The organism is Ulvibacterium marinum (genome assembly GCF_003626755.1).
GTDB classification, from domain to species: Bacteria; Bacteroidota; Bacteroidia; order Flavobacteriales; family Flavobacteriaceae; genus Ulvibacterium; species Ulvibacterium marinum.
On sequence record NZ_RBCJ01000003.1, the window covers coordinates 795,682 to 807,854 of the forward strand.

Below are 12,173 nucleotides of genomic sequence, written 5' to 3' on the forward strand. Positions count from 1 at the left end.
AATCCTAGTGTAAATCATATATTTGCACGCTGTTACAAAAAGCATTCACAAAACACTTAATCAATGCAAAATAAAGGACTTATAAAACTTTTTGCTTTTTTGTTTGGGTTGGTAAGCATCTACCAATTATCCTACACGTTCATCACCGGTAAGGTTGAAAAAGAAGCAGAAGTTTTTGCCGAGAATCAGATATCGGAAGCTGAGGACGATTACGTAGCAAAGCGTGAAACGTTGGAGGCCAGATATTTGGATTCCATTGGTGGGAACCCGATTTTAGGATATACCTCGTATGACGATGCCAAGAAGAAGGAACTAAATAAAGGTTTGGACCTTAAGGGTGGTATAAACGTAACCCTCCAAATTTCCGTAAAGGATATTTTAAAAGGACTGGCGAATAACACCAAAAATCCAATTTTCAATAAGGCCTTGGCAGACGCCGATGCTGCTTCCAAAAGCAGTGACGATACCTATTTGGAATTGTTTTTTGATGCTTTTGATCAGATAAAAGGGGACACCCAATTAGCCTCTCCAGATATTTTTGCGAACAAAGGGTTAAGCGATGAAATTAATTTTCAGATGACAGATGATGAGGTAAAACCCATCATTAGAAGGAAAATTGACGAATCGATCGTTTCCGCATTTGAGGTGCTTCGCGAAAGGATTGATGGATTTGGAGTTACCCAGCCCAATATCCAGAGGGAAGGGAATTCTGGGCGAATCTTGGTGGAACTTCCTGGAGCAAAGGATATTGCAAGGGCACAAGATCTTCTTTCCAGTACGGCCCAGTTAGAGTTCTGGGAGACCTACAGCCCTAGCAATCAAAGTATTTCCCAATTCTTTATTGCTGCCAATGAACGATTGAAATCTTTGGTGGATACCACTTCGATTGAAGAGCCTGTAAAGGAAGAATCTGAACTGGATTCCCTGCTATCCGATGTTGCTGAGGATTCCTTGGATATTGCCAATCAAATAAATCCGGTCTTCGATTTAATCGCCGGACCCGGAAGTGGTTATGCCATTGCAAAGGTGGCCATAAAGGATACTGCCAAATTTGGAGGTTATTTGCGAATGCCGGAGACACGTAGATTGTTGCCTGCGGATATACGCTTTACTAAATTTTTGTGGGAACGGCCTTCTGTCGAAAATGCAGAAGTAGTGGATTTATACGCACTTAAATCCAACCGTGATGCAGTTCCAAGAATAAGCGGGGATGTCGTTAGTGATGCGCGTGATGATTTTGACCAGTTTGGAAAACCGGCAGTTACCATGACCATGAACACCAAGGGAGCCAAGGAATGGGAAAAACTGACTGGGGATGCCTTTACGAATCAAACGGGTATTGCTATTGTCCTGGATAACAAAGTATATACGGCACCGGGGGTATCTTCCGGACCTATTTCCGGGGGACGTTCTGAAATTACGGGAACCTTTACCGTGAATGAGACCAAAGATATCTCCAATGTGTTACGCGCTGGAAAGTTACCTGCATCCGCTGAAATTATTCAATCTGAAATTGTAGGTCCTTCTTTGGGGCAAGAGGCTATAGATAGTGGTTTTATGTCCTTTATGATCGCCATGTCCATTGTTTTGATATGGATGGTTTTCTACTACGGAAAAGCAGGGATATTTGCGGATATAGCATTGCTGTTGAATATCCTTTTGATTTTTGGGGTACTTACCAGTTTGGGAGCCGTACTTACTTTACCGGGTATTGCCGGTATCGTATTGACCATTGGGATGTCCGTGGATGCCAACGTACTTATTTTTGAACGTATAAAGGAAGAACTGGCTAAAGGAAAGGGTAAAGGAGAGGCTGTAGCCGATGGATTTAGCAATGCACTGTCTTCCATTTTGGATGCCAATGTTACGACCGGTCTTACGGCCATTATACTATTTGTATTTGGCTCCGGTCCCATCAAGGGTTTCGCGACCACGCTTTTAATCGGTATTCTTACCTCCTTGTTCACTGCTATCTTCATTACCCGTCTATTGGTAGATTGGTACATAAGTGGAAAAGGTAGGACGCTTGATTTCTCTACCGCAATTACTAAAAACTTGTTCAAGAACATCAATATTAATTTCTTGGGCAAGCGAAAAATAGCCTATGTTATTTCCTTGATATTACTGGGTATCGGGATTTTTTCCCTAGCTACACAAAGTTTGCAGCAAGGTGTTGATTTTATCGGTGGCCGTTCTTACCAAATTCGTTTTGAACAGGCAGTCAATCCGTCAGAAATTGCATCTGAACTTAATACAGTATTTGGAAGTGGTACCAATGTAAAGACTTTTGGGGAAGCCAATCAGATAAAAGTGACCACACCATACAAAGTAGACGTAGAGGGAATTGAGGTAGATAATGAAATCCAGACCAAATTATACACTTCACTACAAAAATATTTGCCCGATGGTACCAGTATGGATGACTTTAGAGTGGGAAGTGGAGAAAAGTCCATTGGTATTTTGCAGTCCATAAAAGTTGGCCCTACCATAGCGGATGATATAAAAAACAATGCCTTCTTGGCCATTATTGGTTCCTTGGCCGTAGTGTTTCTATATATTTTGCTTCGATTTAGGAGATGGCAGTTTTCATTGGGTGCTGTCGTCGCCGTATTCCATGATGTCATGATCGTTCTTGGAGTATTTTCGTTGTTCGGCACGATTATGCCTTTTAACATGGAAATTGACCAAGCCTTTATTGCTGCCATACTAACCGTGATCGGTTATTCCCTAAATGATACCGTGGTGGTCTTTGACCGAATCCGGGAGATTATTGGCGAGCGGGGCTGGAAGGCCGGGGAAAACATTAATTTAGCCGTAAACAGCACATTAAGCCGAACGTTAAATACATCCCTAACCACCTTAATTGTGTTATTGGCCATTTTCATCTTCGGTGGTGAATCGCTTCGCGGCTTTATGTTTGCTATGATCATTGGGGTCATAGTAGGTACTTATTCCTCTGTTTTTATCGCAACGCCTATTATGTTCGATACCATACGGAAGAAAATATTGAAGCCCAAAGCCGAAAAGGCGATGGCCTAGTATGCCAAGCGTATTGATAGATTTTAAAAAGGCCGTCCTAGGACGGCTTTTTAGTTCCCCTTGATCCCTTAGGTGTCATTTGTAGTTCATAGACAAAGTCTGGATTTAGGCCTGGTTCTTTTCTATGGGATACAAATATGATGGCCGTATCGCTTTCACTTGCCATTTTATTGACCAAGGCGACCAATAAGTCTGCGGAGGTATCGTCCAATCCAGCTGTGGGCTCATCCAGGATTAGTAGAAGCGGATGTTTGACCATGGCCCTTACTGTCATGATAAGACGTTGTTGCCCCATGGTCAGGTTATGAAAATGTGTGTCCTTTATGTCCCACAACCCAATTAATTGTAACCATTCCGCGGCCAGACGCAATTGGGCCTCCGTTGGTCTTGTGTATAACCCAATGGAATCGGTAAGCCCGGAAACAATCATATGTTCCAAGGTATGATAACCAGTAAACTTATCTGTCATCGCCGGCGTAAAATACCCCATTTTCTCCTTTAGCTCCCATACACTCTCCCCACTTCCCTTTTTATGGCCAAAAATATAGAGTTCTTGCCCGTACCCTTTTGGGTTTTCTCCTGTAATCATGGAAAGAATCGTGGTCTTGCCACTTCCGTTTTTTCCCATCAACTGCCAAAACTCCCCCTTTTCGATTTTCCAATCTATCGCGTCGAGCACCCTTTTGTCTCCAAATTGCACACTTACATTTTTTAAATCTACCAATACCTTCGGCTTATATTGCCATGATTGCAATGGTGCCGGAATATCTCCCAGGCTTGGGATGTGTCTATTTATAGAAGTGGGTATTGGGTTTTCATGGACCCGTAAGTCCCTTTTTTTAAGACTGGAATAGTGTGTTACAAATGGGAGAAGGTCTTTTCTCCTGCTCAGTATTTGAATAATAGTTGTTCTAGCGGATATTTTTTCAAGCCGTTTTGCTAGTTCCTCCTGTGATTCGGTATCCAAATTGTCAAAGGGATTGTCCAGAACAATAAAATCTGGAATACCATTCAAGATATATTTCAACAGTGCTTTTTTTTGTTCCCCACTGGAATGGGATCGAAGGCTTTGGGAAACCCCGTGGGTAAGCACTTTTATATCGTGCCGGTCTTCTTCCAGCATAAATTGCTCCAAGGCCAGTTTCGAAAATAGAGCTCCTTTTTGCTCTTTTAGGTTAGATAGTTCGGACGGGGGATTTCCATCTAATACTGATTCAATGAAATGGGTCTTGTCCGAGGAATTATCAATAAAAATGGCCCAGTGTACTTTTTTGGCTGAAGTAGGATTCATAGTCTGCTAAGATATGGTTTGTTGGGTAATGCTTCAAAAGGACGTATGTACTTTGAAAGTATCTTGAAATTGATATCAACGCAATTGACAAGTGCAATACAGGACTTGGGCCTCAAACATCAATTTGAACAAATTGTTATTTTTTTCAATTTTAAAAGGAGTTGCGCTTTTTTAATCGTTGCTTGTAAAGTATTTTTCCAGAAATTTTCAAAAAACCATTTAATACGGACGCATGGCAGAAGGGATTACTCTTAAGAAAGTAGAAAAAGAAATTGGAAAGGCGTATATAGATCTCAGATTCTTATTGGAAGCCCTTTATGAAGTTCTCGTTGAAAATGGGGAGGAGGGCATTGCCGATGGTATTCCATGGATTCAAGAAGGTACCTCTAAGGATGTTTCGATTACTCCAAAGGTTGTACAACTCTATTCCTTGGTATTTCAATTAGTGAATATGGTTGAGATCAACAGTGCCGTTCAAAATAGGAGGAAGCTGGAAGAGGACGATTTTGCGGGGGTCAATGGCCTTTGGGCATGGAATTTAAAGTCTTTAAAGGAGCAGGGCTTTACCCAAAGGGAGATTTTGGACACCATGGGGAAATTATCCGTAGAACCCGTATTGACCGCACACCCTACGGAGGCCAAACGGGCAACCGTTTTGGAGCACCATAGAGAACTGTATCTATTGTTGGTGCAGTTGGAAAATACGATGTATTCCAATCATGAGAAGGAAAGAATTCGGGAGACCATTAAATTGACCCTTTACCGCTTGTGGAAAACTGGGGAAATCTATTTGGAAAAACCGGACGTAGACTCGGAATTCAGAAACATATTGCATTATTTGGTGAACGTTTTCCCGCAGGTTATTTCCATTGTTGATAACCGTTTGGAACATGCCCTGTCCATCGTTGGGTTCAATAGCGAAACTTTGAGATCCCATCATTTTTACCCTCATATTTCTTTTGGGAATTGGGTAGGGGGCGATCGTGACGGCCATCCATTGGTGACCGCGGAGGTAACCCGGCATACGTTACTTCAATTACGTCTCAATGCCTTCGTAGTCATCCGTAGAAAACTTAACGCATTGGTGAGACGGCTGAGCTTGACCCATAGTTTGAAGAACTGTAGTACGGAATATCAAGGAAGGCTTCAGGAAATGAGCGCCGATCTAGGTGACAAAGGCCCTGAGGCGCTAAACCGGAATAAAGGGGAAGCCTTTAGACAAATGGTTTCCCTAATGATCGCCAAATTGCCAGTAGATACGGAAAGAGGCCATGCGACCAAGCTCTCCGAAGTGCAAGGGGCTTATATACATTCTTCACAATTACGTAATGACCTACTGATTTTACAGAAGGAGTTGTTACATTTTGGAGCCAAATCCATGGCCTATGGCGATATTACAGGAGCAATACGTATCGTTGAGGTGTTCGGCTTTCATCTAGCGGCTTTGGATATCAGGCAAAACAGCGCATTTCATGATAAGGCGGTTTCTCAATTATTAAAGGCTGCCCAATTGGAAGAATACTCCTTTGGCGACTGGGACGAGGATAAAAGAACCCGGTTCCTATTAGATGAATTGCAGCATGCCCGACCTTTTGTTCATCCCAAGACCCCATTGGAAAACGAGGCCCAGACTGTGATGGAATGTTATCGTGCTGTAGAGGCCCATACGGCCAAATATGGGTTTAATTGTATCGGCTCCTTTATTGTTAGCATGACACGCTCCTTTTCCGATTTGTTAACAGTGTATCTGTTGGCCAAGGAAGCTGGTCTTACCTTTATGGCCGATGAAGGATTGGTCTGTAAAGTTCATGTAGTACCTCTATTGGAAACCATTGAGGATTTGGAAAATGGCCCTTCTATCTTGAAAGAATATCTTGGTAATTCCATGGTGATGCGATCCTTGGAATATGAACAACGACAGAAGAAGCTCGCACGTCCAAGGCAACAGATTATGGTCGGTTATAGTGATAGCAACAAAGATGGCGGTATTATGGCAAGTCAATGGAATTTATACAAAGCCCAATATAGGCTTGCGCAGGTTGGTAAGGACTTTGGTGTGGATATTCGATTCTTCCATGGGAAGGGAGGGTCTATAAGTCGCGGCTCGGGACCGACACATTATTTTATTCAGGCCCTATCTTTCGGTTCTCCAAATGGAGACATTCGATTAACGGAACAGGGGGAAACCATTGCCCAGAAATATGCCAATAGGGTAAACGCAGCCTATAATATAGAATTGCTGGTGGCCAATACCCTGAGTAAGACGTTATTGGAACAGAGTAAGGAAAAAACCTTTCATAAACATGCAAAAATCATAGAGTGGCTGGCCAATGAAAGTAAGGAACGGTATGGAGAACTGATACGATCGGAAGGTTTTATTGCATTTTTTAGAACGGCAACTCCAATAGATGCCATAGAAACCAGTAAAATAGGGTCAAGGCCCGCTAAACGGACCGGCGCCAGTTCCCTGGAGGACCTTAGGGCGATACCATGGGTATTCTCTTGGAGTCAGGCCAGATATCATATGACTAGTTGGTACGGTCTTGGAACTGCACTTAAAAATTTGAAGTCGTCCCATTCGGAGGATTACGGTAAATTGAAGGAAGCGTTGAAGGAAGATCCCTTTTTACGATACGTTTTTACCAATGTGGATAGCAGCCTGGCCGCTACTGATGAAGAAATAATGAGTATGTATGCAGAATTGGTGCCGGATACCGATATTAGGAAAGCGTTCCTATCCAAATTTCTGGAAGAGTTAAAGTCCATGCGCGATCACTTGTACGATCTTTTGGAAAAGGACATCAAAGAAAGACGAAAGAACCATTATTATTCCAATCAGCTTCGTACAACACTTATGACCTCGTTGCATAAAAAACAGATAGAACTTCTGGGAAAATGGCGGGAAGAGCGTAAGCAAAATTCAAAAGCAGCAGAGAAAACCCAAACAGAATTGATGTTGACCATTAACGCCATTGCCAGTGCAAACCGAAATACGGGTTAGTGTTCAACGGGCCTGAAAATTTCAATTCTGGGAAATCGTAAAAGGAGACCGTATTCTATAAATTTGAACCGGGTTGTCCTTGTATATGGTGGTTTTATCCAGATGCATCCCATTATTTAGTGCTACTTTTTGGGAAGGTTTATTATCCACATGTATGATGGAAATTAAGGAATCCGCCAATTTATTTTTAAACGCATATTCCCTGCATTTTACCGCCGCTTCTGTGGCGTAACCTTGTTTCCAGTATTCAGGAAGGATGGAGTAGCCTATTTCCAATTCTTGTAGCCCATCTACAGTTTGTATCAATAGGCCACAAATTCCAATTAGGTTTCCATCGGATTTAAGAATTAGGGCGTTCATTCCTCCTAATTTTTTTTCGTAGCGTTCAAATACTCTATCGAACTGTTCTCGGCAAGCTGTCTGAGGGTCTTTAGGTAGCCCCTCCCAATATTGGGTACTTCGCGGATCTTTGTGAAATGGGAGCCAGGCCTCAAAATCCATGGACAATAAATTTCGAAATTTCAATCTTTTTGTCTCCTCCCCATTTAGAAGTAACCCCATTTTGCCTACAATCTGTTAAAGGCGATGCTATCACCAACTTTCAATCCCCATTTTTGGACCAGACCGGCATTCAATTCCAAAACATATTGTACGGGAACTTTGGAGGGCAAACTTTTTTCATCCAAAGGTTGGGCATTTTCTTGAAAACTGGCAATAGTCATGTTATCCTTAACGTAGACAATGTCAAGAGGAAATTCAGTATTCTTCATATAAAAATTGTGCAAGCGCACATCTTCAAAGATGAATAGCATACCTTGATGCTCTTCCATGCCTTTACGGTACATGAGTCCGGTTTCCGTTTCATAGCTGGTCTCCGCAATTTCAATATCAATCTTGGTCAGGATGGAATCTGTCTCCATATTAAAAATTTGGAGTTCTCCTTCCTTGGTAAAAACTACGGGTTCGGTTTTAATGACCTTTTTGGATTCTTCCTTACAGGATTGGAGGATCAAGAAGCCGACAAAAAGGTAAATTATAAATCTATGGGATTTCATTATTTTGAAAATTAAAAGAAGAATGTGGAACACTAAACTTTACTATGGTATCTCCAAGTTTGTAAAAAGTATAAGTAGAACATGATATGATACCTTAGGTTTTCCCAATTGAACATTGCTCAATGTTTACTGACCTTTGGTCTTAGCATAAAATACAATCCTATTAAAACAAATGGGATACTTAACCATTGTCCTGTGGATAAAAGCCCAAGAGACTCTTCAAAACCACCCTGACTTTTTTTCACGAATTCCACAAAGAAGCGGATGGTCCAGAGTAATACCAAAAAGAGCCCGAACAAATAGCCCGTTTTGTTTTTCTTATCCGTTTTCCAATATAAATAGTACAACAAGAGAAAAACGAAAATGTAGGCGACACCTTCATAGAGCTGGGCCGGATGCCGATAGGGGATTTGATTTAAATATTCCGAAAACTGTGGATTGTTTACCAAGGCACTATAGGCTTCATTAACAGATTGTTCCTGGGTTACGGCCATTGCCTTGGAGGGATGCATGTCATCCGAATCGCGAACAAATTTGGTGGCAAAAATAAAGGATTCATCAGTAACTTTCCCATTGATTTCGGAATTGAAAAAATTTCCCAAACGCACACAAAAAGCGCCAATTGAAAAGGGAACCACCATTCTATCCAACAACCATAATAAATTAAACTCGGGATATTTACGCTTGTAGAGGTACATGCCTATGATAACCCCTATTGTAGCACCATGGCTGGCCAATCCAGTGAACCCGGTAAATTCATAGCCCTTGATGAAACCTAGTAAGCTGCCATTGGCATTTTCACGAATGGGTAGTAATATCTCTAGCAGATGATTTTGATAATAGGGCCAATCATAGAAGAATACATGGCCCAGGCGGGCTCCCAGCATGGTAGCCAGTAAAGTATAAATAAGCAGGGAATCCAATTGTTCCACTGTTTTTTTTTCTTGGAGAAAAATTCGTTTCATGATGAACCATCCCAGGGCAAAGGCTACGATCCACAGTAGATTGTAATATTTGATTTGTATGGGCCCAAGATTAAAAAGTGTCTCGTTCGGATTCCAGATGATACCTAAAAAGTACATATACATTATTTTGAAGGGCTAAGATAAAAAATAGAAACTAGACCACTTCGGTTTTTGGAAACTAGAATACAGATAAACGAAGTATGTTTTTTTCGATTGATTTACCTTTTTTAGAAAGTAGACAAGCTACATTTTCGCTATTGATTACCAACTTGATTCTTGAACTTGTACGTTAATTTGAAGCCTATGGTACGGGATCATATCCTTTTCCACCCCAAGGATGGCAGCTAAAAATTCTTTTTATGGATAACCATCCTCCTTTAAAAAGACCATGTTTTTGCAATGCTTCCAAAGTATACTGTGAACAAGTAGGGGAGTAACGGCAAGTAGCCGGGGTGTAAGGGGAGATTGCAGTTTGATAAAACCGTACAAGGAGAACAAATGGGGCTATCAATATTTTTTTCATAAGTGCCGAAATTGTTTCGGTGACCATAGCATTTGTTTCCCTGCAAGGATGAGGTTGCTTTGGATAATGACTGGTTTCCTAAGGGCATGTATGGCTTCAAGAAATACTAAATGTAGTACCTTCTTTGCCATCCTTTAATTGAATTCCCAAAGCTGCCAATTGATCTCGAATAGTGTCCGAAGTGGCAAAATCCCTGTTAGATCGTGCTTCGTTACGTAATTGGATCAACAATTCCACAACGCCCTCAAGTTTATCGGAATCCTTGTTGTTATCCGAATTTTGTTCCAAGCCCAAGATATCAAAAACAAAGGAATGCATGCTTTGTTGCAAAGCTTGTTTATGTTCCGAGGTAATACTTTCCTTCCCGTCCTTTATAAGGTTAATGTGTTTTACCACATCAAAAAGGTGGGCAATAAGGATCGGCGTATTAAAATTATCGTTCATGGCATCATAACATTGCTGTTTCCATGCGTTGAAATCAAAATCCGTTGATTCCTTGGTTTCTAATTTGGCAAGGGTATCCATTGCCTCGATTAGACGATTAAAGCCTTTTTCAGAGGCCAAAAGCGCTTCATTGCTCAAATCCAAAATACTGGCATAATGGGCCTGCATCATAAAAAAACGCACAACTGACGGCGAGAATGGTTTACTCAGGATGTTATTCTCACCTGAGAAAATTTCTCCCGGCAGGATATTATTTCCGGTAGATTTTGCCATCTTTTTGCCATTCAGAGTCAGCATGTTAGCATGTAGCCAATATTTTACAGGAGAAAGTCCGTTACTTGCTTCGGCCTGGGCAATCTCACATTCGTGGTGCGGAAATTTCAAGTCCATTCCACCACCGTGAATATCAAAAGTCTCACCTAGGTATTTGGTGCTCATGGCGGTACACTCCAAATGCCAACCTGGAAAACCATCGCCCCAAGGAGAAGGCCAACGCATTATATGTTGTGGCTCCGCTTTTTTCCAAAGTGCAAAATCTTGTGGGCTTTTTTTCTCATCCTGTGCCGTAAGTTCACGGGTATTGGCAATCATATCCTCCAATTTTCTTCCGCTCAATTTTCCGTATTCATGAGAGTCGTTAAATTTACTTACATCAAAATAGACTGAACTATTTATCTCGTAGGCATACCCTTTTTTAATAATATCCTTAATAATTTCTATTTGTTCTATAATGTGCCCGGTTGCCGTAGGTTCTATACTGGGGGGCAGAAAATTGAATTTTTCTAGAATATTGTGAAAATCTACGGTGTAGCGTTGTACCACTTCCATGGGCTCCAATTGCTCCAAACGTGCCTTTTTTGCAATTTTATCTTCTCCATCTTCAGCATCATCTACCAAATGCCCTGCATCGGTAATATTCCTAACATATCTAACTTTGTAACCTAAATGCCTCAGATACCTGAAAATCATATCGAAAGACATAAAGGTTCTGCAATTTCCCAAATGCACATTGCTATATACCGTTGGTCCACATACATACATACCAATATGCCCTTCGTTCAAGGGTTTAAAAACTTCTTTTTTTCCGGAAAGTGAGTTATGGACCTTTAAGTTCTGGCTTTTGTACAATTGCATACGTTGGCAGGGCTATTCAAAATGGGTATCCAGATTAATATAATCCAAAAATTCACGACGTGTTGCCTCTTCCTTAAATTTTCCGCCATATTCCGCCGTTACCGTACTACTATCAACATCCCTGATTCCCCTGGAATTTACACAAAGATGTTTGGCATCTATTACACAGGCTACATCTTCCGTTCCCAACACATTTTGAAGTTCCTTTACGATTTGGATGTTCATCCGTTCCTGGACCTGTGGCCTTTTGGCATAATAGTCTACAATACGGTTCATTTTAGAGAGTCCCACTACCGTTCCATTGGAAATATAGGCTACATGCGCCTTACCCACAATAGGCAATAAATGATGCTCACATGTGGAGTAGAGGGTTATATTTTTTTCTACCAACATCTCCCCGTATTTGTACTTGTTCTCAAACGTAGAGGATTTTGGCTTTCGATCAGGATGCAGACCACTGAAGATTTCATTGACAAACATTTTGGCAACTCTATTGGGTGTTCCTTTTAGGCTATCATCGTCAAGGTCCAGTCCCAAGGTGAGCATTATATCCCTAATACTCTGCTGTATTCTTTCGATCTTTTCCCCATCTTCTAAAATAAAAGCGTCTTTCCGCAAAGGGGTTTCTTCGGAAGCGGAAACATGGTCGTCTCCCATCTCCTCAAAATGCTCTTCCAATGTGCTGTCCATTTTCATTTTGCCGTGGCTTGTTCGAAGCGCA

General features: G+C 41.4%; 9 protein-coding genes. 2 read left to right on the forward strand and 7 right to left on the reverse strand.

The features are described from left to right. Positions 1-63 precede the first annotated feature (63 nt). Positions 64-3,039 (forward strand): protein translocase subunit SecDF, encoded by a 2,976-nt coding sequence (secDF, locus tag D7Z94_RS16555; RefSeq protein WP_120712685.1) that lies wholly within the window; start codon positions 64-66, stop codon positions 3,037-3,039. A 37-nt stretch (positions 3,040-3,076) separates the two neighbouring features. On the opposite strand, the gene D7Z94_RS16560 is transcribed toward secDF, so the two are convergent. Continuing rightward, a complete protein-coding gene (locus tag D7Z94_RS16560; RefSeq protein ID WP_120712686.1) occupies positions 3,077-4,330 on the reverse strand; it encodes an ATP-binding cassette domain-containing protein in 1,254 nt (417 codons plus the stop codon). Positions 4,331-4,562: 232 nt separating this feature from the next. Here D7Z94_RS16560 and D7Z94_RS16565 point away from each other — a divergent pair, with 232 nt between their 5' ends. Beyond that, the gene (locus D7Z94_RS16565; RefSeq protein WP_120712687.1) at positions 4,563-7,331 is read left to right on the forward strand and encodes a phosphoenolpyruvate carboxylase; all 2,769 of its coding nucleotides are present in this window, start codon (positions 4,563-4,565) and stop codon (positions 7,329-7,331) included. A gap of 21 nt (positions 7,332-7,352) precedes the next feature. On the opposite strand, the gene D7Z94_RS16570 is transcribed toward D7Z94_RS16565, so the two are convergent. The 6 genes from D7Z94_RS16570 to folE form a co-directional block, all read right to left on the reverse strand. After that, a complete protein-coding gene (locus D7Z94_RS16570) occupies positions 7,353-7,892 on the reverse strand; it encodes a GNAT family N-acetyltransferase (RefSeq protein ID WP_120712688.1) in 540 nt (179 codons plus the stop codon). Between the two features lie 5 nt (positions 7,893-7,897). After that, on the reverse strand, positions 7,898-8,386 hold the full coding sequence (locus D7Z94_RS16575) for a DUF192 domain-containing protein (RefSeq protein WP_120712689.1): 489 nt from the start codon (positions 8,384-8,386) through the stop codon (positions 7,898-7,900). A 119-nt stretch (positions 8,387-8,505) separates the two neighbouring features. After that, positions 8,506-9,468 carry a prolipoprotein diacylglyceryl transferase gene (gene lgt / locus D7Z94_RS16580; protein WP_120712690.1) on the reverse strand — a complete coding sequence of 321 codons (963 nt, stop codon included), beginning with the start codon at positions 9,466-9,468 and terminating at the stop codon, positions 8,506-8,508. A 184-nt stretch (positions 9,469-9,652) separates the two neighbouring features. Next, a complete protein-coding gene (gene yidD / locus D7Z94_RS16585; protein WP_211341796.1) occupies positions 9,653-9,874 on the reverse strand; it encodes a membrane protein insertion efficiency factor YidD in 222 nt (73 codons plus the stop codon). Between the two features lie 96 nt (positions 9,875-9,970). After that, positions 9,971-11,452 carry a cysteine--tRNA ligase gene (gene cysS / locus D7Z94_RS16590; protein WP_120712692.1) on the reverse strand — a complete coding sequence of 494 codons (1,482 nt, stop codon included), beginning with the start codon at positions 11,450-11,452 and terminating at the stop codon, positions 9,971-9,973. A 12-nt stretch (positions 11,453-11,464) separates the two neighbouring features. After that, on the reverse strand, positions 11,465-12,148 hold the full coding sequence (gene folE / locus D7Z94_RS16595) for a GTP cyclohydrolase I FolE (protein WP_120712693.1): 684 nt from the start codon (positions 12,146-12,148) through the stop codon (positions 11,465-11,467). Positions 12,149-12,173: the final 25 nt, after the last annotated feature.

Excerpts from the sequence above, each read along its gene's own strand:
- secDF (WP_120712685.1), top strand. The coding sequence starts at position 64 with ATGCAAAATAAAGGACTTATAAAACTTTTTGCTTTTTTGTTTGGGTTG.
- cysS (WP_120712692.1), bottom strand. The coding sequence starts at position 11,452 with ATGCAATTGTACAAAAGCCAGAACTTAAAGGTCCATAACTCACTTTCC.
- yidD (WP_211341796.1), bottom strand. The coding sequence starts at position 9,874 with ATGAAAAAAATATTGATAGCCCCATTTGTTCTCCTTGTACGGTTTTAT.
- folE (WP_120712693.1), bottom strand. The coding sequence starts at position 12,148 with ATGAAAATGGACAGCACATTGGAAGAGCATTTTGAGGAGATGGGAGAC.
- lgt (WP_120712690.1), bottom strand. The coding sequence starts at position 9,468 with ATGTACTTTTTAGGTATCATCTGGAATCCGAACGAGACACTTTTTAAT.
- D7Z94_RS16560 (WP_120712686.1), bottom strand. The coding sequence starts at position 4,330 with ATGAATCCTACTTCAGCCAAAAAAGTACACTGGGCCATTTTTATTGAT.
- D7Z94_RS16565 (WP_120712687.1), top strand. The coding sequence starts at position 4,563 with ATGGCAGAAGGGATTACTCTTAAGAAAGTAGAAAAAGAAATTGGAAAG.
- D7Z94_RS16575 (WP_120712689.1), bottom strand. The coding sequence starts at position 8,386 with ATGAAATCCCATAGATTTATAATTTACCTTTTTGTCGGCTTCTTGATC.
- D7Z94_RS16570 (WP_120712688.1), bottom strand. The coding sequence starts at position 7,892 with ATGGGGTTACTTCTAAATGGGGAGGAGACAAAAAGATTGAAATTTCGA.